Origin of the sequence: Streptococcus mitis subsp. hohhotensis (assembly GCF_000722775.1) — a bacterium.
GTDB classification, from domain to species: Bacteria; Bacillota; Bacilli; order Lactobacillales; family Streptococcaceae; genus Streptococcus; species Streptococcus carlssonii.
This window is the reverse complement of sequence record NZ_JPFZ01000013.1, coordinates 144536-167852: the sequence shown is the minus strand read 5'-3', so window position 1 is coordinate 167852 and position 23317 is coordinate 144536. Positions and strand designations below refer to the sequence as shown.

20 protein-coding genes are annotated in these 23317 nt (G+C 37.6%); 15 read left to right on the top strand and 5 right to left on the bottom strand.

Features of this window, described 5'->3' with window-relative positions:
- Window positions 1-66 precede the first annotated feature (66 nt).
- On the bottom strand, window positions 67-1233 hold the full coding sequence (locus tag SK608_RS09715; protein ID WP_033678640.1) for a CynX/NimT family MFS transporter: 1167 nt from the start codon (window positions 1231-1233) through the stop codon (window positions 67-69).
- Between the two features lie 150 nt (window positions 1234-1383).
- Between SK608_RS09715 and SK608_RS09710 the strand changes: the two genes are divergently transcribed.
- Complete coding sequence (locus SK608_RS09710) at window positions 1384-2421, top strand: glycosyltransferase family 2 protein (RefSeq protein WP_374702229.1); 1038 nt, start codon at window positions 1384-1386, stop codon at window positions 2419-2421.
- 67 nt (window positions 2422-2488) lie between these two features.
- Entirely contained in the window at window positions 2489-4339 is a 1851-nt protein-coding gene (locus tag SK608_RS09705; RefSeq protein ID WP_033678638.1) for a polysaccharide biosynthesis protein, read from the top strand.
- Between the two features lie 113 nt (window positions 4340-4452).
- Here the strand turns inward: SK608_RS09705 and SK608_RS09700 are convergent, their stop codons facing one another.
- The 3 genes from SK608_RS09700 to sdaAB are packed head-to-tail and all read right to left on the bottom strand — an operon-like array spanning window position 4453 to window position 6659.
- A complete protein-coding gene (locus SK608_RS09700) occupies window positions 4453-5085 on the bottom strand; it encodes an HAD family hydrolase (protein ID WP_033678636.1) in 633 nt (210 codons plus the stop codon).
- A 21-nt stretch (window positions 5086-5106) separates the two neighbouring features.
- Window positions 5107-5979: an L-serine ammonia-lyase, iron-sulfur-dependent, subunit alpha gene (gene sdaAA / locus SK608_RS09695; RefSeq protein WP_000500050.1), complete on the bottom strand. Its 873-nt coding sequence runs from the start codon at window positions 5977-5979 to the stop codon at window positions 5107-5109.
- An 8-nt stretch (window positions 5980-5987) separates the two neighbouring features.
- Entirely contained in the window at window positions 5988-6659 is a 672-nt protein-coding gene (gene sdaAB, locus SK608_RS09690; protein WP_000838912.1) for an L-serine ammonia-lyase, iron-sulfur-dependent subunit beta, read from the bottom strand.
- A gap of 241 nt (window positions 6660-6900) precedes the next feature.
- Between sdaAB and apf the strand changes: the two genes are divergently transcribed.
- On the top strand, window positions 6901-7521 hold the full coding sequence (apf, locus tag SK608_RS09685; protein WP_033678635.1) for an aggregation-promoting factor: 621 nt from the start codon (window positions 6901-6903) through the stop codon (window positions 7519-7521).
- A gap of 49 nt (window positions 7522-7570) precedes the next feature.
- Here apf and SK608_RS09680 read toward each other — a convergent pair whose 3' ends face one another.
- Window positions 7571-8434: a helix-turn-helix domain-containing protein gene (locus SK608_RS09680; RefSeq protein ID WP_033678634.1), complete on the bottom strand. Its 864-nt coding sequence runs from the start codon at window positions 8432-8434 to the stop codon at window positions 7571-7573.
- 322 nt (window positions 8435-8756) lie between these two features.
- On the opposite strand from SK608_RS09680, the gene SK608_RS09670 reads away from it, so the two are divergent.
- The 12 genes from SK608_RS09670 (at window position 8757) to SK608_RS09615 (ending at window position 23183) form a co-directional block, all read left to right on the top strand.
- Window positions 8757-9344 (top strand): hypothetical protein, encoded by a 588-nt coding sequence (locus tag SK608_RS09670; RefSeq protein WP_033678632.1) that lies wholly within the window; start codon window positions 8757-8759, stop codon window positions 9342-9344.
- A gap of 285 nt (window positions 9345-9629) precedes the next feature.
- Complete coding sequence (locus tag SK608_RS09665) at window positions 9630-11738, top strand: amino acid ABC transporter permease (protein WP_033678630.1); 2109 nt, start codon at window positions 9630-9632, stop codon at window positions 11736-11738.
- Window positions 11735-12376, top strand: coding sequence for an ABC transporter ATP-binding protein (locus SK608_RS09660; RefSeq protein ID WP_033678628.1), 642 nt, complete (start codon window positions 11735-11737; stop codon window positions 12374-12376). The genes SK608_RS09665 and SK608_RS09660 overlap by 4 nt, the downstream gene beginning before the upstream one ends.
- A 206-nt stretch (window positions 12377-12582) precedes the next feature.
- Entirely contained in the window at window positions 12583-13389 is an 807-nt protein-coding gene (locus SK608_RS09655; protein WP_033678626.1) for an ABC transporter substrate-binding protein, read from the top strand.
- Between the two features lie 16 nt (window positions 13390-13405).
- Window positions 13406-14602 carry an argininosuccinate synthase gene (locus tag SK608_RS09650; RefSeq protein ID WP_033678624.1) on the top strand — a complete coding sequence of 399 codons (1197 nt, stop codon included), beginning with the start codon at window positions 13406-13408 and terminating at the stop codon, window positions 14600-14602.
- Window positions 14603-14630: 28 nt separating this feature from the next.
- Window positions 14631-16022: an argininosuccinate lyase gene (gene argH / locus SK608_RS09645; RefSeq protein WP_033678623.1), complete on the top strand. Its 1392-nt coding sequence runs from the start codon at window positions 14631-14633 to the stop codon at window positions 16020-16022.
- Between the two features lie 377 nt (window positions 16023-16399).
- Entirely contained in the window at window positions 16400-17257 is an 858-nt protein-coding gene (locus SK608_RS09640; protein ID WP_033678621.1) for a helix-turn-helix domain-containing protein, read from the top strand.
- 670 nt (window positions 17258-17927) lie between these two features.
- Window positions 17928-20147 carry a peptidase domain-containing ABC transporter gene (locus SK608_RS09635; RefSeq protein ID WP_000915351.1) on the top strand — a complete coding sequence of 740 codons (2220 nt, stop codon included), beginning with the start codon at window positions 17928-17930 and terminating at the stop codon, window positions 20145-20147.
- A complete protein-coding gene (locus SK608_RS09630) occupies window positions 20140-20607 on the top strand; it encodes a hypothetical protein (RefSeq protein ID WP_033678619.1) in 468 nt (155 codons plus the stop codon). Before SK608_RS09635 ends, SK608_RS09630 begins: the two co-directional genes overlap by 8 nt.
- On the top strand, window positions 20604-21956 hold the full coding sequence (locus tag SK608_RS09625) for a beta-barrel domain-containing protein (RefSeq protein WP_000781031.1): 1353 nt from the start codon (window positions 20604-20606) through the stop codon (window positions 21954-21956). Before SK608_RS09630 ends, SK608_RS09625 begins: the two co-directional genes overlap by 4 nt.
- A 145-nt stretch (window positions 21957-22101) precedes the next feature.
- Entirely contained in the window at window positions 22102-22455 is a 354-nt protein-coding gene (locus SK608_RS09620) for a hypothetical protein (protein ID WP_033678616.1), read from the top strand.
- Complete coding sequence (locus SK608_RS09615) at window positions 22452-23183, top strand: hypothetical protein (RefSeq protein ID WP_000072936.1); 732 nt, start codon at window positions 22452-22454, stop codon at window positions 23181-23183. Before SK608_RS09620 ends, SK608_RS09615 begins: the two co-directional genes overlap by 4 nt.
- Window positions 23184-23317: the final 134 nt, after the last annotated feature.

Below are 23317 nucleotides of genomic sequence, written 5' to 3'. Positions count from 1 at the left end.
AAAGCCCTGTCAAGAGAAATGTGTAAAATTTTTATATATAAAAAACTTCTAGCCAAAACTAGAAGTTTAGAGGATTTTATCAGCTCTGTCCACTGTAAAGAGGGCCACAGTCATCAGGATATCTACGAGCAAGAGAGCAGCTACAGCTGGTACCCAAGAGTGGAAAAGGTCAAAACTGTAACCAAATAGAGTTGGCCCAAAGGCTGCTAGGATATAGCCTCCTGTTTGAGACAAACCAGACAATTGGGCAGTCTTTTCAGGGGCGCTTGTCTTGAGTGAAAAGTTGACCATGAGATAAGGGAAGAGGGCGCTGGTTGCGGTTCCGATGAGGAGATGGATGGCAAGCCAGTAAAAGAAATTACCGATTGGGAAAAAGAGCATGGAAATGCCGACAACACCAGCTAGTGAAACCAGAGTGAGCATGAGCTGACGGTTGCGAGTAGACAAGCTGGTTGTCAGGCTTGGGATGGTCATTGAAAAAGGAATGCTAATCAGAGAGAAGATAGAAGTCAGCAAGCCAGCTTCGTGACTGGATAGGCCTGCATGGATGGCCATGGTAGGTAGCCAGGTCATAGCGGTATAAAAGAGCAAGGATTGAAAACCTGCAAAGACAATCACTGCCCAGACCTGTTTATTATGCATGACCTTTGTTTTGCTTTTTTGTTTGGTTTGTGGAGCCAGTCTGTGATTATAGCGGTGATTAGGCAGCCAGACCAAAAAAGTTGCTAGGCAGAGCAGGGTGAGGAGGATGATAAGTCCTTTCCAAGAACTGGCTTGTGTAATAGGCACAGCCAGATAGGAGGCCAGAGCCGTTGCAATCCCCATAGAGGTTACATATAAGGTGGTTAGAAAACCAATCTTCTTTGGTTGATTGGCTTGGATGAGACTAGGAAGCAGAACATTGATGACTGCGATACTTGCCCCAACCATCAAGGTTCCTAGATAGAGCAGGGGTAGATTGATTAGTCTAATGATAGAACCGATAGTCAAGAAGAAGAGGCTGTAGGTAAAGAGATGTTCTAAGCCAATTTTCTGAGCCAGTCGGGTAGAAAAGAGCGAGAAGAGGGTAAACATAAGGAGAGGAAGGCTGGTTAAGATACCAAGCGAACTAACTTCTACTCCTAGCCCTTGCGAAATATCTCCCAAAATAATGGGTAAAACAGTAAAAGGAGTCCGCAAGGAAACACCAATCAGGATAATACCTGGAACAAAAAAGAGTGATTGCTTTTTCATATAATACCTCTTCTAGTTGATTTTAATAACAGCTTATTTTAAGGCTTTCTCACTATAATGTCAAGTAAGGTTTCTGGCTTTCAAGATAAAAATGGGAAAGTCTTGAAAATTATGATAAAATAGTGGAAGGAAAAATTCAGGAGAGTAGTAGTGACTCAAAATGTTGAAAGTCTTCTCGTATCCATTGTAATCAGTGCATACAATGAAGAAAAATACCTGCCTGGTCTAATTGACGACTTAAAAAATCAAACCTATCCTAAAGAAAATATTGAAATTCTATTTATAAATGCTATGTCTACAGATGGGACAACAGCCATCATTCAGCAATTTATAAAAGAAGACACAGAGTTTAACTCAATTAGATTGTATAACAATCCTAAGAAAAATCAAGCTAGTGGTTTTAACCTGGGAGTTAAACATTCTGTAGGGGACCTTATTTTAAAAATTGATGCTCATTCAAAAGTTACTGAGAGTTTTGTAATGAATAATGTGGCTGTTATTCAACAAGGTGAATCTGTCTGTGGGGGACCTAGACCGACGATTGTTGAAGGAAAGGGAAAATGGGCAGAGACCTTGCATCTTGTTGAGGAAAATATGTTTGGCAGTAGCATTGCCAATTATCGAAATAGTTCCGAGGATAGATATGTTTCTTCTATTTTTCATGGGATGTATAAACGAGAGGTTTTCCAGAAGGTTGGTTTAGTAAATGAGCAACTTGGCCGAACTGAAGATAATGATATTCATTATAGAGTTCGAGAACATGGTTATAAAATCCGCTATAGCCCAAGTATTCTATCTTATCAGTATATTCGACCAACATTCAAGAAAATGCTGCATCAAAAGTATTCAAATGGTTTGTGGATTGGCTTGACAAGTCATGTTCAGCCTAAGTGTTTATCATTATTTCACTATGTTCCTTGTTTATTTGTTTTGAGTCTTGTGTTTAGTCTAGCATTGTTACCGATCACATTTGTATTCATAACTTTACTATTAGGTGCTTATTTTCTACTTTTGTCATTACTCACTTTGCTGACTTTATTAAAACATAAAAATGGATTTCTAATTGTGATGCCCTTTCTTTTATTTTCCATTCACTTTGCTTATGGCCTTGGAACGGTTGTAGGTTTAATTAGAGGATTTAAATGGAAGAAAGAGTACAAGGGAACAGTAATTTATTTGGAAAAATAAGCCAAATAAATTAAAATGTGCTACAATAACAATATAGTAAAACTCTTTTAAGGAGGAGTAGATTGACATGAATAAAAAACTAACAGATTATGTGATTGATCTGGTGGAAATTTTAAATAAACAACAAAAGCAGGTTTTCTGGGGAATATTTGATATTTTCAGTATGGTGGTTTCCATCATTGTATCTTATATTTTATTTTATGGGCTGATTAATCCAGCACCTGTTGACTACATCATCTATACGAGTTTGGCCTTCCTGTTCTATCAATTGATGATTGGATTTTGGGGGTTGAATGCTAGTATTAGTCGTTACAGCAAGATTACGGACTTTATGAAAATCTTTTTTGGTGTGACTGCTAGCAGTGTTTTGTCTTATGGAATCTGCTATGCCTTCTTGCCACTTTTTTCAATCCGTTTCATCATTCTCTTTATCTTGTTGAGTACCTTCTTGATTTTATTGCCACGGATTACTTGGCAGTTAATCTACTCTAGACGCAAAAAAGGCAGTGGTGATGGAGAACACCGTCGGACCTTCTTGATTGGTGCCGGTGATGGTGGGGCCCTCTTTATGGATAGTTACCAACATCCAACCAGTGATTTGGAACTTGTTGGTATTTTGGATAAGGATGCGAAGAAAAAAGGACAAAAACTTGGTGGGATTCCTGTTTTGGGTTCATATGATGAATTGCCTGAATTAGCCAAACGCCACCAAATCGAGCGTGTTATCGTTGCGATTCCGTCGCTTGACCCGTCAGAATATGAACGTATCTTACAGATGTGTAATAAGCTGGGTGTCAAATGTTACAAGATGCCTAAGGTTGAAACCGTTGTTCAGGGACTTCACCAAGCAGGTACTGGCTTCCAAAAAATTGATATTACGGACCTTTTGGGTCGTCAGGAAATTCGTCTTGACGAATCGCGTCTGGGAGCAGAACTGACAGGTAAGACAATCTTGGTTACAGGTGCTGGTGGCTCAATCGGTTCTGAAATCTGTCGCCAAGTTAGTCGCTTCAATCCTGAACGCGTCGTCTTGCTCGGTCACGGGGAAAATTCAATCTACCTTGTTTATCATGAATTGATTCGTAAGTTCCAAGGGATTGATTATGTGCCAGTTATCGCAGATATTCAAGACTACGACCGTCTCTTGCAAGTCTTTAAGCAGTACAAGCCAGCTATTGTTTATCATGCGGCTGCCCACAAGCACGTTCCTATGATGGAACGCAATCCAAAAGAAGCCTTCAAAAACAATATTCGTGGAACCTACAATGTTGCTAGAGCTGTTGATGAAGCTAAAGTACCTAAGATGGTTATGATTTCGACAGATAAGGCGGTTAATCCACCAAATGTTATGGGAGCAACCAAGCGCGTGGCTGAGTTGATTGTCACTGGCTTTAATCAACGTAGCCAATCGACCTACTGTGCAGTTCGTTTTGGGAATGTTCTTGGTAGCCGTGGTAGTGTGATTCCAGTCTTTGAACGTCAGATTGCTGAAGGTGGGCCTGTAACGGTGACAGACTTCCGCATGACCCGTTACTTTATGACTATTCCAGAAGCTAGCCGTCTGGTTATCCATGCTGGTGCTTATGCCAAGGATGGGGAAGTCTTTATCCTTGATATGGGTAAACCAGTCAAGATTTATGACTTGGCCAAGAAAATGGTCCTTCTAAGTGGCCATACCGAAAGCGAAATTCCAATTGTTGAAGTTGGAATCCGTCCAGGCGAAAAACTTTACGAAGAACTCTTGGTATCAACCGAACTTGTTGATAACCAAGTTATGGATAAGATTTTCGTTGGTAAGGTTAATGTTATGCCTCTAGAAGCCATCGATCAAAAGATTGAAGAGTTCCGTACTCTCAGTGGAGATGAATTGAAGCAAGCCATTATCGCCTTTGCTAATCAAACAACCCATGTTGAATAAAAAAGAAAAACGCATATTATCAGGTCAGTACAGAAGCACCTTGGTAATATGCGTTTTGTTATGTAGAGACTTGCTTCATTTTCTTCTGAAATAGAGTTGTCGCCCAGTCTATGTTATTGAAAATACGCCAAAACTTCTATGGGTTTGTGAGCGATATAATCAGGCTGATAGTTGAGCAAATCTGCTTGCTCTCCAAATCCCCAAGTGACGGCCAATTTCTGAATGCCTGTTTCTTGAGCTCCAAGCATATCAAACTTGGTATCTCCGATGATGATGGCTTGTTCCGGTGCTAGTTGATGTGTCTGCAAGGCTTGGCGAATGGCATCTGCCTTATGGGGTGCTTCAGGGCTGGAACCATAAATGCCATCAAAGAAATGATGGATTCCCAAGTTTTTAGTCATATCTTGAGCAGTTGGAGTATTCTTTGTAGTGGTGATGTAGAGAGGGTAATTCTTGGATAGTTCTTGAAGTAAGTCTACAATCTGAGGAAAGAGTTGAGCTTCATAGATTCCTTTTTCCTTGTAGTAGGAACGGTATATCTGGACAGCCTCAGAAATTTGTTCTTTAGGCAGGCAGGTCGCAAAACTACTTTCAAGAGGCGGCCCCATAAAACCACGAATAGTTTTGGCATCAGGGCTAGGCACCCCCAGCACCTTAAAGGTATGGGTAAAGGCATTGTGAATCCCGATAGAACTGTCAACGAGGGTTCCATCCAGATCGAAAAAGATAGCTGTGATAGAGATCATGGTTTCTCCTATTTGATAAGCTTATTCTCCGAAAATTTCTTTTTGGAGGCGACGACCAGTAGGTGTGGCAGCGAGTCCACCTTCAGCTGTTTCACGAAAGGCAGTTGGCATGCTTGCTCCTACTTGGTACATGGCATCGATAACTTCATCCACAGGAATTTTAGATTCGATACCTGCCAGGGCCATGTCTGCTGCGATGAAGGCAAAGCTAGCTCCCATGGCATTGCGTTTGACACAGGGAACTTCGACCAAGCCGGCAACAGGGTCACAGATGAGGCCTAGCATATTTTTAATGACAAAGGCAATGGCCTGGCTGGCCTGATAAGGTGTTCCGCCTGCAGCTAGAGTCAAGGCTGCAGCACTCATAGCAGATGCTGAACCAACCTCAGCTTGGCAACCGCCTTCAGCACCTGAGATAGAGGCGTTGTTTGCGATGACTAGTCCAAAGGCACCGGCAGCAAAGAGGAAATCCAGCTGTTGTTCGTGGCTGAGGTCTAATTTTTCAATAGCAGCTGTTAGAACTGAGGGCAGACAGCCAGCACTTCCTGCGGTCGGAGTGGCACAAACCAAGCCCATTTTAGCATTGTGTTCATTGACTGCGATGGCATTTCGGGCAGCCGAGAGAATCGTATAATCTGACAGAGTTTTTCCGTTTTTGATGTAGTGATCCAATTTGGCAGCATCTCCACCTGTCAGGCCACTACGAGATTTATTTTCATTGAGGCCAAGTTGGACAGAGGCTTTCATGACTTCCAGATTGCGTTCCATGAGAAGGAAGACTTCTTCACGTTCGCGACCGGTCAATTCAAACTCTGTTGTAATCATGAGTTCTGCGACATTTCCTTGAAAGTCCAGTTCTGCCTGCTCGACCAATTCTTTGATAGAATAAAACATGCTTCCTCCTATTTAAAGAAATTGACATTGTGGAGATGAGGGATTTTACGAATTTCTTCGATGGCCTCATCACAGTTGCGACTGTCGACTTCGATAATCATAATGGCTTTTTCACCAGCTTTTTCACGAGTAACATTCATCTGGGCGATATTGATACCATAGCGTGAAAGGGCTTCTGTTACGAGGGCAATCATACCTGGAATATCTTGATGAACAATGATGATAGTCGGTGTATTCATATTGAGAGAGACGGCAAAGCCATTGAGTTCGGTGACCTGAATATTCCCTCCACCGATAGAAATACCAGTTACGCTGATGGTCTTGTGGGCATTTTTGACGGTAATTTTAGTGGTGTTTGGGTGGGGGGCATTGCTGTCTTTCTGAATGGTCCAGACAATCTTGATGCCACGCTTGTGGGCAATCTCCAGACTATTTGGGATTTCAGGATCATCTGTATCCATGCCTAAAATACCTGCAACAAGGGCTAGGTCTGTCCCGTGACCACGATAGGTCTTGGCAAATGAGTTAAATAGTTGGAATTCGACTTCTGTCGGAGTATCATCAAAAATGGAAGAGACAATCTTCCCAATACGAACAGCACCAGCTGTATGGCTACTAGATGGGCCAATCATAACTGGTCCGATGATATCAAAGACAGATTGAAAACGAAGTGATTTCATCAGTTTCCCCTTATAAAAATTCTTATCTCTATTATATCAAAGAATAAAGGTCTTGGCTTTAATTGTAGATGAAAACCTTTCTAATACCTCAAATAGCATAAAAATAGTATCTTTTATGACAAAAAACACATTATTTAGGGAAATAAAAAATAATTTTGTAATATTTCTACATAAAAGTGTCAAGAAACAGTAATATTTAAAGGGTATGATAGAAGTATAGAAAGAAGGAGAATTTTCAAATATGAAATCAACAACTAAAAAGATTAAAACAACTCTTGCAGGAGTAGCTGCCTTGTTTGCAGTATTTGCTCCATCATTTGTGTCTGCTCAAGAATCATCAACTTACACTGTTAAAGAAGGTGATACACTTTCAGAAATCGCTGAAACTCACAACACAACTGTTGAGAAATTGGCAGAAAACAACCACATTGACAACATCCATATGATTTATGTTGGTCAAGAGTTGGTTATCGACGGTCCAGCAGCGCCAGTAGCACCAGCTTCAACGACTTATGAAGCTCCAGCTGCCCAAGATGAAGCTGTTTCAGCTACAGTGGCAGAAACTACAGAAGTAGCAGAAGAAGCTCCAGTGGCAAGCGCACCTGCAGCAGAAGAAACGGTTGCTTCAACTGTAAGCGGATCTGAAGCAGAAGCCAAAGAATGGATCGCTCAAAAAGAATCAGGCGGTAGCTACACAGCTACAAACGGACGTTACATCGGACGTTACCAATTGACAGATTCATACTTGAACGGTGACTACTCAGCTGAAAACCAAGAACGTGTAGCAGATGCCTATGTTGCAGGACGTTACGGTTCATGGACAGCCGCTAAAAACTTCTGGCTTAATAATGGCTGGTATTAAGAACTAACGAACAAATAATATGTAAAAGTCGAGGAATCTCCTCGACTTTTTATTTTTCCTTCGCTTGGTAATAGATCTCTACTTCTTTTTTGAGATGAGACAGCATAGAAGTTTCCTCGGTCAGCTCTAGAAGTGAGAAACCTTTTTGGATAAGTCTAGCCTCATCCCTACAAATCCCGATGCGGACATAGCAGATAGCAAGCCTATCGTAGCTTTTCTTGTTCTTAGCGTCCTCTAGTAAAGTATAGCAGATTTGTTGACACATGTTTTTGTCTTGATGGTATAAGTAAATGGTGGACAGATTGAGTAGGATTGCCATTCGCAAGTCATATAAATGTTGGTAGTTTTTATAGACTTCCAAGCGTTGCAAGATTTTTCCAGTGATGAGATGGAGGTGTTCAATAGGAAAGCTGAAAAGGATGGTATTGAGGATTTTTAGGTCATTTTCATACCATGTATCTTGTTTTTCAATTTTTTCCCAAAGTTTTTTGACAGTCTGTTTCACTTGGTTTGACAGTTGCTCTGTACCATGTTGACGGATATGAATGACAATTTCCAGCATATCCCTTATTTCTTCTATAGGAAGGTCGTGATGGGTCTTGAGATAGTTTTGGCATGTTTCAAAAAAATCAACTAGACTACTGCTGCCAATGATAGAACTCATATTGAGATAAGTTTGCATGATTTCTGTTCGTTGGTTAGGTTGATAGAGATGGCAGATATAGTCAAACTCTTCAAAACTCATATTAATCTGTCGGAGAAGAAATTCCATGTTTTCATATTTGGGAGTTACCTTGCCACTTTCAATCTTTGATAGGCTGGTTCTTGAAAGGACATCTCCGCAGATCTCTTCTTGGGTCAAACCTTTTGACTCACGTATTTCTTTATAAACATTTCCAAAATCGTAGCGCATGATTTCCTCCTTTTCGTGAAAAAAGTTAACAAATAATAAAATTCAATTAAAAATATTGTATCATAGTAATATAAAAAGTAGAAAATAAAAGTAAAATAAGCTTGATGTAATTTTAGAATGAGCTTAATGACTATAATGATGTAGCTAGAAAAGGGGTGGAAAAATGTTTAAAAATAAGGAACTTTTTCGAGTAGTCATGATATTTGTGATAGGAACTATCCTAATTTTAATGACACCCGTCTTATTTAAAGTTGTTATGGAACTATTTTCAAAATAAATAGGCCTCTGCTTTGGGCGGAGTAGTGAATCAGGAGGTTAAGTGATGAACTACAATTTAAAATATATCTTATCAGGACTATTTAGCATAGGCTTTATAGGTTTCCTAGTCTGGATGCGTTATTTTAATCAGAAGAAGGAAGAAGAGCATTCGGATGTGTCTTTTGAAGCGAGGTTAGATAGTGAGGTCAAGGCCTTATATAAACAACTAGGATTGGGTGAGGAGCCTCATTATTTCTTAGCGTATCGCTACCTACATCCTTGGTTCAACTTGGCGATTTTACCACCAACAGTTGAAATTTTCTTAACTAAAATAGCGCTGGTGATGGTAACTCCAGATGAACTACTGATAAGAAATCTTGGGAATGGGATGACTTTCACAAGTGAGCATCATCGCGATTTGCGGCAAGGACTTATCCGCATTCCAAAATCAGAGATGAAAGAATTTGAGATTCGCAACTGGAAAAGAGTTTTTATATTTGGCGATTTTTTGACAATTAAAACAAGCCAACATAGCTATTATTTGCAGGTTAGAGATGATGGACTTCAAAAAGGAAGTCTTTCTACCAAACATTTCTCTTACTTGAAACGACAAGATTTTCTCGGATTATTGACAGATAAACGGACATTCTGATTGACAATTGCCCTAGTGGCTTATTGTAAACTTTACAAATGAGCTGTAAACACTAGAATTCATTCAGAAAGGCAATTCCTATGAAAAATAAAATTTTAATCATTGTTTATATTTTAGCCTCGCTAATCATCAGTTTTATAATCTTTTCACTTTTGCATATTGATTTTAAATGGTGGACAACTCTGGCTATAAGTGCAGGATTTATTTACACCTACTTAAGGTCTAGCAAAAAATAAAAAGTACCTGCACCTATCTCGCTTTCGTCTCTTCACGGGAGGTATCTCTATGAAAAAAATCAGTCATCTTTGTATGCTCCTGCTCTTGCTGTGTACTACGTTTTTTGTCCTGAATGTAAATGTTACACGTGAAATAGTGCGGATTCAGGAGATGGGCAAGACAACTTATTCATTTGACTTGTACTTAAAAGATGTCACTAAACCGACAGAAACGATTCTCCAGTTTTTTGAAGAGGTTGCAAGTCAAGACAAGGTCTCTATTATCAAAGTAGATAATGGCGATGAGGCCGTCAAGGCTGGTGTTTTTGATAAAGATACCTTCCCCTACCAAGAGTTTGGGATTTCTTCTCTTGACTTTTCAAAGAATGAGAAGGGAGTCTACAGCAACCAGGACCTTCCCAATAATCTAGGAACCATTCCCACCTTTTTAAAGGTGAAACTCATTCGACTCCAGACCTTCCGATCCTATATTGAGGATAAATCCCATACTGTAAATGGGCGCTACATGATTACCTCCAGCAAAGAGATAGATCGCGATACCATTCTACAAAAGTGGAGTGATTTTTTCCAGATAGATAAGACGATTTTATTAGAACCCACTTACCGAAGTCAGGTTGGAGTGCTAAATCAAGCTTTGTTACTATCTATCATTATCTTTATCTTGGCAGTCTTGCTTGTGATTTTAATGACAGTGTATCAGCCGATGATGGAGATGAAACGAGTGGGGGTTCAAAAGTTACTTGGTTTTCAAAGCAGGGCGATTTTAGCTGCTTTTGTAAAGACTAATTTTTATCTTCTCTTGGGTGGAAGTCTTATTATTGACTTGGGACTATTTTTAGTGCTGGACTACAGACCAAAACTTCTGTTCCCAAGTTTACTCTTATCCCAATTTCTACTTTTACAGTTGTATTTGTTCATCAGTTGGTTGACTTACCTCTTAATCCAAAAAATGACAATCAGCTCTCTGCTGAAAGGTTTTTCATCTTTCAAATTTGGTCTTATCTTCAATTATGTGATGAAAATAGGGACAACTATTTTACTGACGGCCTTACTGATTGGGGTGGGCAGAAGTTTAGAACAAGAAAACAAAGAACTTGCTTATCAGCAACAGTGGGTAAGTCAAGGTAATTACCTGACCTTAGAAACCTTCAAACTCAATGATAATCTGTGGCAAGAAGAGCTAGCAGGTTCAGGGAAATCTACAGATTATTTCTATCGATTTTATCAGGATTTGGTAGAAAAAACGCAGGCGGGCTATGTGCAGAGTAGCAGTCTTCCTGTAAAAAATTTTGTCCAATCAGAACAGATTCAGCAATATCAGTTAACAGATACGGTGGATGTTTACTATGCCAATCGCAATTTTCTAAAGAGCAAGGGATTCAAGTTACCAGATACCAGCACTAAAAAAGTTATTTTGATGCCAGCCAGTGTCAAAGGACAAGAAGGCAAGAATCAGTTCTTGGGAAAATCCATCGCCTATCTTTCTATGAGGTATGAAGATCAGCAAAAGCAAACAATAGAAGATATGGATGTAGAAATTGCCTACTATGAAGGAGATTGGTCTTTCTTCCCTTATAATAATGAGCGAAAGGATAATCTCCACAATCCAATCATTAGTCTGGTAAATGATCAAGACATGATGTGGGAAGAAAAGACTCACTTGTCAACGACAGGTTTAAACAACCCGATGAAAATTGAAAATACAGAGCAAAATCAAAAAGTGATTACAGAGTTAGTCGATAACTTATCTGATGGTAGCTATTTAAAATTTTCATCGATTCAAGCAATTCAAGAGGGGATGGTTGATACCTATCGGGATTCTGTTCGTAATTTTAACGTTCTTTTTGCCTTATTTGCTCTTCTCAGTATGATTGTCTCCTACTTTTTACTCGTTACCACTTTCTTGTTGAAGCGCAGGGATATCATTACCAAGAAGTTTATGGGGTGGAAACTGGTCGATCGCTACCGTCCTCTCCTCGTTCTGCTCTTGCTGGGCTATAGTCTGCCTCTTCTAGTCTTGATTTTCTTTGCCCATGCGCTCTTGCCACTCCTACTTTTTGCAGGTTTTACATGTTTGGATATACTATTTGTACTAGGCTTGGCTTCTAGGATGGAGAAAAGAAGTCTAGTAGAGTTATTGAAAGGGGGCATCTTATGATTGAGTTGAAAAATATTACCAAAACCATTGGGGGAAAAGTGATTTTGGATAACTTATCTCTCAGGATTGATCAGGGGGATTTGGTAGCCATTGTTGGCAAGAGTGGTAGTGGTAAGTCGACCTTGTTAAATTTATTAGGTTTGATAGATGGTGATTATAGTGGACGGTATGAGATTTTTGGCCAGACAAATCTAGCGGTCAATTCTGCTAAGTCGCAAACAATAATCCGTGAACATATCTCTTATCTGTTTCAAAATTTTGCCCTGATTGATGATGAAACGGTCGAGTACAATCTCATGCTGGCACTGAAATATGTGAAATTGTCTAAGAAAGACCAGCTCAAAAAGGTGGAAGAGATTTTAGAGAGAGTAGGTTTGTCATCTACTTTGCATCAAAAGGTTTCCGAGTTGTCTGGTGGGGAGCAACAACGAATTGCAGTTGCTAGAGCCATCTTAAAACCCAGCCAGCTGATTTTAGCCGATGAGCCGACAGGTTCGCTGGATCCTGAAAATAGAGATTTGGTCTTGAAGTTTCTCTTAGAGATGAATCGAGAAGGGAAAACAGTCATTATCGTGACCCACGATGCTTATGTAGCCCAACAATGTCATCGTATCATTGAATTGGGCAAGGGGAAATGAGTTAGCTCTGCTTATTTTGACTGACTGAATACTCATGTTTTTCAGAGAGAAATAGCATAAATACGCCTAGTAATGACATTTTTATGTAGTATTTCTAGGTTTTTTTGTTTCAAATTGAAAAATTTTTCAATTTAGGCTTGACAAACGATGAGGATAGGAGTATTATTTATACAATAAAAAAGAATAAACATAAAGGAGGTTTTGTTATGAATAAGATGAAGAAGGTGTTGATGACGATGTTTGGTTTAGTGATGCTCCCCCTACTATTTGCTTGTAGTAACAATCAATCGGCTGGAATGGAAGCCATCAAGTCCAAAGGAAAATTGGTTGTAGCCCTCAATCCAGATTTTGCTCCATTTGAATATCAAAAAGTGGTTGATGGGAAAAATCAGATTGTGGGTTCAGATATCGAATTAGCCAAGGCTATCGCAACAGAACTAGGTGTCGAATTGGAACTATCTCCCATGAGTTTTGACAATGTACTGGCTAGTGTTCAATCAGGAAAAGCCGATCTTGCCATATCTGGTGTTTCTAAGACAGATGAACGGAGTAAGGTATTCGATTTTTCAACTCCCTACTATACTTCAAAAAATAAGCTCATTGTCAAAAAATCTGATTTAGCCACTTATCAGTCTGTCAACGACTTAGCGCAGAAAAAGGTCGGAGCGCAGAAAGGTTCGATTCAAGAGACGATGGCTAAAGATTTGCTTCAAAATTCTTCCCTCGTATCTCTGCCTAAAAATGGGAATTTAATCACAGATTTAAAATCAGGACAAGTGGATGCCGTTATCTTTGAAGAACCAGTTGCCAAGGGATTTGTGGAAAATAATCCTGATTTAGCAATCGCAGACCTCAATTTTGAAAAAGAGCAAGATGATTCCTACGCGGTAGCCATGAAAAAAGATAGCAAGGAATTAAAAGAGGCAGTTGATAAAACCATTCAAAAGTTGAAGGAGTCTGGAGAATTAGACAAACTCATTGAGGATGCATTTAAAGCGTCCATTGAAAAATAGAAAGAAGGAAAAGAACATGAGTAAAGAAAAAGTAATTTTGGCCTATTCTGGCGGTTTAGACACATCAGTTGCTATTACCTGGTTAAAGAAAGACTATGATGTTGTTGCAGTTTGTATGGATGTGGGTGAAGGGAAAGACTTAGATTTCATCCATGATAAGGCTCTCAAGGTTGGGGCAGTCGAATCTTATGTCATTGATGTTAAGGACGAATTTGCTACAGATTATGTGCTAGTGGCTCTCCAGTCACATGCCTACTATGAACAAAAGTACCCCTTGGTATCTGCCTTGAGCCGCCCTCTTATTTCTAAAAAATTGGTTGAAATCGCGCATCAGACAGGAGCGACTACAATTGCTCATGGTTGTACAGGTAAGGGGAATGACCAAGTACGTTTTGAAGTATCCATTGCAGCCTTGGCTCCCAATTTAAAAGTGATTGCGCCAGTTCGTGAATGGAAATGGTCTCGGGAGGAAGAAATTCATTATGCCAAGGAAAATGGAGTACCTGTTCCTGCTGACCTTGACAATCCCTACTCTGTCGACCAAAATCTTTGGGGACGTGCCAATGAGTGTGGTATTTTGGAAAATCCATGGAATCAGGCTCCAGAAGAAGCCTTTGGCATCACAACTTCTCCAGAGCAAGCTCCAGATATCCCAGAATACATTGATATTGAGTTTAGTGAAGGTGTCCCTGTTTCCCTTAATGGAGAAGGGTTAAAATTGGCAGATTTGATTCAAAAACTCAATGAAATAGCTGGAAAGCATGGAGTCGGACGGATTGACCACGTGGAAAATCGCTTGGTGGGGATTAAATCAAGAGAAATCTATGAGTGCCCAGGGGCAGTGACTCTGCTGACAGCTCATAAGGAAATTGAGGATTTGACGCTTGTGAGAGAAGTGGCTCATTTTAAACCAATTATAGAAAATGAATTATCAAATCTCATTTATAATGCTTTGTGGTTTAGTCCGGCTACGCAAGCCTTGATTGCTTATATTAAAGAGACTCAAAAAGTTGTCAATGGGACTGCAAAAGTCAAACTGTATAAGGGAAGCGCTCAGGTCGTGGCTCGGGAATCACCAAATTCACTTTACGATGAAAATTTGGCGACGTATACTAGTGCAGATACCTTTGACCAAGATGCAGCTGTTGGCTTTATTAAGTTGTGGGGACTTCCAACCAAGGTTCATTCTGAGGTTCAAAAAAGCGCCAAATAGGGCGATTGGATAGAGAGGTGGATGTGATATGGCTAAGAATACAAAATTATGGGGTGGTCGCTTTGAAGGTACTGTCGAAGACTGGGTAGAGCGCTTTGGTGCGAGTATATCTTTTGACCAGAAATTAGCTAAATTTGATGTGATTGGTTCCTTAGCCCACGTTCAGATGTTGGGTCAGACGGGTATTTTGAGTTTGAATGAGTCAGAAAAGATTCAAGAAGGTTTGAAAGAGCTTTTAGAAGAGTTAGAGGCAGGCCAACTTGACTTTGATATCGCAAACGAAGATATTCATATGAATATGGAAGTGTTGCTGACAGAAAAAATCGGTCCCCTTGCAGGGAAGTTACATACAGCTCGTTCTCGAAATGACCAAGTTGCGACAGATATGCACTTGTATCTCAAGGAGCAACTAGGCCATGTCCTAGATAAACTGGCTCATCTCAAGGGTATTTTATTAGACTTGGCGGAAAATCATGTGGAGACGATCATGTCGGGCTATACCCATCTGCAACATGCCCAACCTATTAGTTTTGCCCACCACCTGATGGCTTACTACAATATGTTTCAAAGAGACAGTGAACGCTTTGAATTTAATCAGAAGCATACAGACTTATGCCCTCTAGGTGCGGCAGCTTTGGCAGGAACGACTTTCCCCATTGATCGCCAATTGTCTAGCGATTTGCTGGAGTTTAAGCAACCTTATACAAATTCTTTGGATGCTGTTAGTGACCGCGATTTTATCTTAGAATTTCTATCCAATGCCAGCATACTCATGATGCACATGAGCCGTTTTTGCGAAGAAATGATCAATTGGTGTAGCTTTGAGTACCAATTCATTACCTTGTCAGATACGTTTACAACAGGTTCCTCTATTATGCCCCAAAAGAAAAATCCAGATATGGCTGAGTTGATTCGAGGAAAGACTGGTAGAGTTTATGGGAATCTGTTTGGACTATTGACAGTCATGAAGTCCTTGCCTTTAGCTTATAATAAGGATTTGCAAGAGGATAAGGAAGGAATGTTTGATACGGTCGAAACGATTTTAAATTCCCTTGATGTGTTGGCAGGTATGTTATCTAGCTTGCAGGTAAACAAGGAAAAAATGCAAGAGTCGACAGAGAAGGACTTTTCAAATGCAACTGAGTTGGCAGATTATTTGGCAGGGAAAGGCTTGCCATTTAGAGAGGCTCATGAGGTTGTGGGAAGATTAGTGTTAGACTCTATCAAGTCTGCTAAAAATATTCAAGATTGGACTTTGGAGGAATTGCAAACCTATCATTCCCTCATTGCTGAGGATATTTATGTCTACTTGCAACCTAAAACTGCTGTTCAAAGACGAAATTCTTTGGGAGGTACAGGGTTTGACCAAGTGAAATACCAGATAGAACAAGCTAAGAAAGAACTTAAAGGGAAAAATTGATTTGTTTGCAAAGTAAGAAAGAGAGGCTGAGATGATTTATCAGCCTCTTTCTTATCGTTAAAAAAGTGAGAGATATTGACTTTTGAAAAAAGATGTCATAATTGAGTTGGGATAAACGTAAAAGTCATACTTTCTCGTTAAATCGTTCGGCGATTCATGGTGACATGGACACATAGTAGTAAGCACACCATGTGGCTTGGCAGAGCTAAAAATTTCTGGCTTAACAACGGTTGGTATTAAGAAATAGGGAAAGAGCTTTGAATGGCTCTTTTTTCTTACATTTCTAGAAGTCTGTTCACTCTTTGTAGACAATATGACATAATCTTCTCAAAAAAGTAGTATAATGTTTTTATAGAATATAAATAGTGGTGGTTAGCATGCATGCATTATTAGCAACAAGATTAAAAAATAAGCGAAAAGAGCTGGGCTGGTCGCAAAAAGAATTGGCAGAAGGAATTTGCCAACAAACTCAGATAAGTCGCATGGAACAAGGCAAATATATGCCAGGAGCAGATTTGTTATATAAATTATCTGAAAAAATGGGCTTAAATATGGACTATTTCTTTTCAGGAGAAATTTCGAAAGAGTTTCTAGGCTTATCTGCTTTCAAGAGGTTGTCTGAAACATTGTTGGAAAATCAAGATTATGCCTCTTTGAAATATGCTTTTGAGGGAGAAAGAAAGCAACAGACTTCCTTATCTTTTGATGAAAAGATTTATCTGGACTGGATAGATGCCATTCTAACCTATCAATGTGAACATCAATTAAAACTAGCTATTTCAAAAATAGAGGACATCCTCAGTAGGATTAGTATTGATAAAGTGGACTATTTGTATATTTTGAATACCCTGCTGATTTTCTTAGGCTATGATGAGGATAAGGAGAAATTTGAACAACTATATGATCAGGTTTCCGTAGCTCTTTCAAAAATCGATACCAGTGTGCGTGAACAAATTGAGTTGTATATCAAAATAAAATACAATTATTGTTACCACCTTTGGAAACAGGAGGAGATGGATAAGTCCAGAGCGCTATTATTGGAGATAATTGAATTTTGTAACAAATATCATAGTAGCTTTAGGTTAGCAGATTTATATTGTTTGTTGGGAAATGTAACAGAGGATCTTGATATCTCTGTTGCTAAGGACTATTATATGAAAGCTAAGGTGCTCTATCTAATTGAAAATAATGAAGTTATGGCACTCAAGGTAGAACAATATCTGATCGATAAGTAGTCAGAGAATGTATGAGGCTGGGAAAAAAGTCTTTAAAATAAAAAAACGCATAATATCAGGTTTTGAAAAAACTGATACTATGCGTTTCATTATGGGGATATTTACTTCATTTTATCCTGAAATTGAGTTTTAGATTATCCTCTTCATACACAAAATATAACTATAATTCTTTTTTAAAAATATATGATTTTTTTACTTTAATTACTTGACAGTTTATATGTGCTAATTTATAATATAGGTGAAAGAAGGTGACAAGATGGGAAAATTAAAATCTGGACATTTGAAAGCGCTATCTATATTGCTTATTGTGCTAATTCTACTGAGTAATAGTCGAAGTTTTATTAGTACTACTCTAGTTACTCGAGGTATTGATACAGGAGCGTACTATTCTCCCAGTTAAGAGTAAGTTCGTTGTTTAAAATGAAATGAGATAGAAGGAAGGGGAGTCCAATGAGCTATCTAGTGATTACATAAGATTTTCTGTGAATGCTAATATCGTTTTTAAAGTAGTTATTCGATAAATTTGAATTAATTATAAAAATTAACCTTTTATAAATCATATCACCGTAACAGATATCATAATATGCATGATTCAAAAATGCTTAATATTGTAGCTATTTAGCATATATGGTATAAAAGTTAGATTAATTCTAAAGAATTGAGTATTTCTATGTTAAAAAAATATCCTTGTACGATGCAACATGATCAGTCAGATTGTGCTGCGGCAGTTGTTTCAACAGTTCTTTTATCTTACAAAAAGGAACTATCAATCATGAAGATTCGGGAAATTATTGGTACAGACATGTATGGAACGACTGTCAGTGGTATTGTTTCAGGTCTGAATAAGTTGAATTTTACAGTAAAAGCTGTTCGAGTAGCACTGGAAGATTTGACTCCAAAATTAACATTTCCTGCGATTCTTCAAGTTAAGAATGATTTAGGTCAAAATCATTTTGTGGTACTACATAGTATCAAAAGGAATAGTAAATTTTACGTAGCAGACCCTGCTAGTGGCATACGCAAGATGTCAAGTGACGAATTGGGAGAAATTTATCAAGGTATTACTCTTTTTATGGTCCCAAATTCTGATTTTGAAAGAGGAAAACTAAAGGGAAAAGGACTTCTGGATTTATTTGGAAGGTTAATTTTTAATCAAAAAGGCTTGATTAGTACAGTCGTATTAGCTTCTCTTGTTTTAAGCATCATTGGTATTTTATCGAGTCTCTTTTCAAAAGTTATCATGGACGAGGTGATTCCATATGCTTTAAAAAATAGTCTGTATATGTTCTTGATAGTATTTGGAATAGTGTCGTTCTTACAGACTCTTCTATCTGCATTTCGTCAGCACGTTCTTTTGTTTCTATCTCGAAAAATTGATATACCGGTTTTAATGGGATATTATGACCATATTATTCATCTTCCTTATAGTTTTTTTGGAAGTCGTAGAGTTGGTGATGTTTTAACAAGATTTCAAGATGCGATGACGATAAAGAATGTGTTTACGTCAGTCTCTATTTCATTAGTCATGGATATCACCTTGTCAGTTATTAGTGCGGTTGTCCTTTGGACTATTAATCAATCTTTATTTCTGATATTAGTTTTTATGGTTATTGTTAACATCATTCTTATATACTGTTTTAAAAAGCCTTATAAAAAAATTAATCATGAACAAATGGAAGCAAATGGACTTCTTAATTCACAGTTAATTGAATCCATTCGTAACATTGATACCATTAAGTCTCAGCATGACGAGGAACAACGTTTAAACAAAATTGAAGAAAAATTTGTTCATACTTTAGAAATTGGTTATAAAGAGGGTGTTTTGAAGAATATTCAGTCTACAATATCCTCAATGACCTCAACCATGGGTGGGTTATTATTTATGGGAGTGGGCGCCTTATTTATCATTGATGGAAAAATGACTATTGGGGACCTCTTGGTTTTTCAGACATTAAGTCAATATTTTACAGAACCTATTCAGAATCTAGTTGGTTTGCAGTTAACCTTTCAAGAGGTACAGGTTGCGGTTAGTCGACTTCAAGAATTGATGGAAGTAGATCGTGAAGACATTGCCTTGGATTATAGTATTAGAGACTTCACCTTGTGTGATGATATTGAGTTTAAAGATGTAACATTTGCCTATGGTTCGCGCCCACCTGTTATCAAGAACTTTAATTTGCGAATTAAACAAGGAGAAAAAATAGCTTTTGTTGGAGAAAGTGGAGCAGGAAAAAGTACGATAGTTCGTTTATTATTACGATTTATAAACCCTAGTGATGGGAAAATTTGTATAGGAGCAAATGACTTATCAGACCTTGACTATGGTAAATTACGTAAGAAAATTTCCTACATTCCTCAAACCATAGAACTCTTTACAGGGACAATTATTGATAATCTAAAAATTGGTAATCCTTCTGTCACATATGAGGATATGGTGAGAGTTTGTCGTATTGTTGGTATTCATGATACGATTCAACGTCTTCAAAATCGTTATGGCTCCTTCGTAGAAGAAGGCGGTCAAAATTTCTCGGGTGGTGAGAAACAACGATTGGCTATTGCAAGAGCACTGCTGAGTAAAGCTGACTTGTATATATTTGATGAGGCAACCTCTAACTTAGATTCATTTAGTGAACAGATTATTCAGGATTTAATCTTTAATAAAATAATAGATAAGACAACAATTGTAGTAGCCCACAGGCTGTCTACAATTCTTCGATGTGATAAGATATGTTTTTTGGAGAATGGTTCCATTGTAGAATATGGGACTCATGAGGAATTAATGGCTAAAAATGGAAAATATGCTAGAATGGTCGAGTTACAGAGCTTTTATATGAAGCAACAAGTAGAACCGTCGGTTATGTTAGATGCAGAGGAGGTTACTTATGGCTAAACTGGAGATTCAAGATAATAAAAAACTAGTATTAAAGTCAGTTATCTGTAAAAAGTTGTATGATATAAAAGTAGAAAATATAAATCAAGAGATTGAAAAGTTTTATCAACATTTGCAGTTGTTAAAAGCACAAATTTTTGGTCCATTAATTGTAAAAAGTTGTGGTACAACTATTCATGATGATGGATTAATAACGACTGATTTTGATTTTTATATTCAAGCTCATAATGCTCAACAGTACAGTAATATTTATGATGTACAGGATTCCATCTCTGTTCCATATTGTTTATATGTTCGTTTTGAAGATAGCCCTGAGTATATGCAGTATGCGTATTCTAAATTGGACCTATATGTCTATGAAAATGATATTCAAACGGATGGGATTGTCTATACAGTTTATGTTAATTCTTCTCCTGAAAAAATGGTAGTAGATATTTTTAGACCAATTGTAAGCCTATGAAATTATATAATAAATCAGAATTACGTTATTCTCGTATTTTCTTTGATAAGAGACCACCAGCTTTTGCGTTTATTCTCATTATTTCAACTGCTATTGTCTTAAGCGGTGCATTGATTGGTGCAGCTTATATACCCAAAAACTATATTGTAAAAGCGAATGGGAATTCAGTTATAACAGGTACAGAGTTCCTATCAGCAATTAGTTCAGGGAAAGTAGTTACTTTACATAAGTCAGAAGGAGATATGGTAAATGCTGGAGATGTCATTATTTCGTTATCAAGTGGACAAGAAGGTTTACAAGCGAGCTCTTTGAATAAACAATTGGAGAAGTTACGCGCAAAAGAAGCTATTTTTCAAAAATTTGAACAATCATTAAATGAGAAATACAATCATTTATCTAATTCTGGTGAAGAACAGGAATATTATGGGAAAGTTGAATACTATCTGTCTCAGTTAAACTCGGAAAATTATAATAATGGTACCCAGTATTCAAAGATTCAGGATGAATATACGAAGTTGAATAAAATAACAGCTGAAAGAAATCAGTTAGATGCCGACTTGCAAGCTCTACAAAATGAATTGCTTCAACTTCAACAGCAAGGAGACTCACCTTCTCTATCAGATACGACATCAGCTGATAACAAAGCTAAGTTAGAAACTAAGATATCAGAAATAACAACAAAAATCGAAGCATTAAAAACAAATATTACTTCTAAGAATAGCGAGATTGATAGTCAACAAAGCAATATTAAGGATATGAACCGTACCTATAATAATCCAACTTCTCAGGCTTATAATATTTATGCTCAATTAATTAGTGAGTTAGGTACTGCTCGTTCAAACAACAATAAAAGTATTACAGAGCTTGAGGCTAATCTTGGAGTGGCAACAGGTCAAGATAAAGCACATAGTATATTAGCGCCAAATGAAGGTACTCTGCATTATCTGGTACCTTTGAAACAAGGAATGTCTATTCAGCAGGGGCAAACGATAGCAGAAGTTTCAGGGAAAGAAAAAGGTTACTATGTAGAGGCTTTTGTACTTGCGAGTGATATTTCTCGTGTTTCAAAAGGAGCAAAAGTTGATGTTGCTATTACTGGTGTAAATAGTCAAAAATATGGAACACTGAAGGGACAAGTCAGACAGATTGATTCAGGAACAATTTCCCAAGAAACGAAAGAGGGGAATATTAGCCTTTATAAAGTCATGATAGAATTAGAAACCTTAACTCTAAAACATGGAAGTGAGACAGTCGTCCTCCAAAAGGATATGCCAGTTGAAGTGCGGATTGTCTATGATAAAGAAACCTATCTTGATTGGATTTTGGAAATGTTAAGTTTCAAGCAATAATTGGTTTTAAACATTAAGTCACCTATAAAATAAAGTAAGATAAAGGAAAGATATCTTATCTAGGTAACTAAGTGCTATAAACAAAGTCAACGATCACTTGTTAGGAAGCTATCCTAACCATGCTTAATAAAAAAGGAGAAAATAAATGGAACTCGTATTACCAAATAATTATGTTGCTCTTGAGCAAGAAGAGATGATGTATCTTGATGGGGGGGCTTATTTAAGTAAGAGTGATTGTCAAGGAATTTGTGCAGCTTTAGCTATGAGCCCAGGGACTTTTATAGCATTAGCTGGAGCTGCAGTTTTAACCAAAAAACTAATAAACTATATTAAAGTTGGAGGCCTTGGAGGTTGGCTTATTGGTGCAGCAGCAGGTGTATTGGCTGGGGCTGCAGGAAGAATAGCTTACTGTATTGGATATGGTGCTCTTAATAGAGGTTGTGATATTAACGGAAACCCCTATCCTTGGGATGGATTCATATCTGCGACAGTAAGATGAGTAATGTAGATAACATTCGAAAAATACATATTATCGTGTGGGGTGCCTATCTATTTTTATCATTAAGGGCGCCGTTAATTAGCAGTACTGAGTATTTCTTGCTTATTTTTTTAGCATTTATCTACTCAATAGTATCACTACCTCTATATTCTGTGAAAAATAAAATAGTATCTATCTGTCTAGCCATAAATTCGATTCTGTTAATGAGTTTTCCAATTTTAATCAATAAATTTTTCCCAGGAAACGTTTCTACTTATATCGTATTAATAAGTATTTTTATTCTGGAGTTCTTAATCTTTAATAAAATTGGTAGAGATTTTGATACTAGATTAGCTAGTGAATATAGGAAAATCAGTCAGTTTAAAAGTAAGATGTCTCAATCTCCTTGGATAAAATATTTAGAGATTTCTAGTTTTATATTAACTATATTTCCATTTATTCTTCATGGTACAGTTGATAATCGTGTATTGGCTCTTATCTTTTTGATAAAAATTTGTGTAGATACTACGATAAAGCTTCTATTAAACAGAATCTTTAATTCAAGTGAGATGATGAAAAGGAGGATATTTTCTCTTTTTGCACTAGATTTGATGGTCTATATATTTTTAAGTTATGTTTTAGTGATACAAAAAGACGGATATCTGTTTTCGATTCTACTAATTTTTTCTAATTTTTCAGTTCCATTTATCAAAGAAAAGGAATACGAATTATTTAAAAATAGCAAGTAATAGAAATATGGATTAAATCTTAGAACGGCTTAAAATCAGACATGATAAAGGAAAGCTATCTAGGTAACTAAGTGCTATAAACAAAGTTGACGATCACTTGTTAGGAAGCTATCCTAACCATGCTTAATAAAAAA

What these genes read in the sequence shown, in the direction of transcription:
- SK608_RS09715 (WP_033678640.1), bottom strand. Translation starts at nt 1,233, where the DNA reads ATGAAAAAGCAATCACTCTTTTTTGTTCCAGGTATTATCCTGATTGGT.
- SK608_RS09705 (WP_033678638.1), top strand. Translation starts at nt 2,489, where the DNA reads ATGAATAAAAAACTAACAGATTATGTGATTGATCTGGTGGAAATTTTA.
- SK608_RS09700 (WP_033678636.1), bottom strand. Translation starts at nt 5,085, where the DNA reads ATGATCTCTATCACAGCTATCTTTTTCGATCTGGATGGAACCCTCGTT.
- sdaAA (WP_000500050.1), bottom strand. Translation starts at nt 5,979, where the DNA reads ATGTTTTATTCTATCAAAGAATTGGTCGAGCAGGCAGAACTGGACTTT.
- sdaAB (WP_000838912.1), bottom strand. Translation starts at nt 6,659, where the DNA reads ATGAAATCACTTCGTTTTCAATCTGTCTTTGATATCATCGGACCAGTT.
- apf (WP_033678635.1), top strand. Translation starts at nt 6,901, where the DNA reads ATGAAATCAACAACTAAAAAGATTAAAACAACTCTTGCAGGAGTAGCT.
- SK608_RS09680 (WP_033678634.1), bottom strand. Translation starts at nt 8,434, where the DNA reads ATGCGCTACGATTTTGGAAATGTTTATAAAGAAATACGTGAGTCAAAA.
- SK608_RS09670 (WP_033678632.1), top strand. Translation starts at nt 8,757, where the DNA reads ATGAACTACAATTTAAAATATATCTTATCAGGACTATTTAGCATAGGC.
- SK608_RS09665 (WP_033678630.1), top strand. Translation starts at nt 9,630, where the DNA reads ATGAAAAAAATCAGTCATCTTTGTATGCTCCTGCTCTTGCTGTGTACT.
- SK608_RS09660 (WP_033678628.1), top strand. Translation starts at nt 11,735, where the DNA reads ATGATTGAGTTGAAAAATATTACCAAAACCATTGGGGGAAAAGTGATT.
- SK608_RS09655 (WP_033678626.1), top strand. Translation starts at nt 12,583, where the DNA reads ATGAATAAGATGAAGAAGGTGTTGATGACGATGTTTGGTTTAGTGATG.
- SK608_RS09650 (WP_033678624.1), top strand. Translation starts at nt 13,406, where the DNA reads ATGAGTAAAGAAAAAGTAATTTTGGCCTATTCTGGCGGTTTAGACACA.
- argH (WP_033678623.1), top strand. Translation starts at nt 14,631, where the DNA reads ATGGCTAAGAATACAAAATTATGGGGTGGTCGCTTTGAAGGTACTGTC.
- SK608_RS09640 (WP_033678621.1), top strand. Translation starts at nt 16,400, where the DNA reads ATGCATGCATTATTAGCAACAAGATTAAAAAATAAGCGAAAAGAGCTG.
- SK608_RS09635 (WP_000915351.1), top strand. Translation starts at nt 17,928, where the DNA reads ATGTTAAAAAAATATCCTTGTACGATGCAACATGATCAGTCAGATTGT.
- SK608_RS09630 (WP_033678619.1), top strand. Translation starts at nt 20,140, where the DNA reads ATGGCTAAACTGGAGATTCAAGATAATAAAAAACTAGTATTAAAGTCA.
- SK608_RS09625 (WP_000781031.1), top strand. Translation starts at nt 20,604, where the DNA reads ATGAAATTATATAATAAATCAGAATTACGTTATTCTCGTATTTTCTTT.
- SK608_RS09620 (WP_033678616.1), top strand. Translation starts at nt 22,102, where the DNA reads ATGGAACTCGTATTACCAAATAATTATGTTGCTCTTGAGCAAGAAGAG.
- SK608_RS09615 (WP_000072936.1), top strand. Translation starts at nt 22,452, where the DNA reads ATGAGTAATGTAGATAACATTCGAAAAATACATATTATCGTGTGGGGT.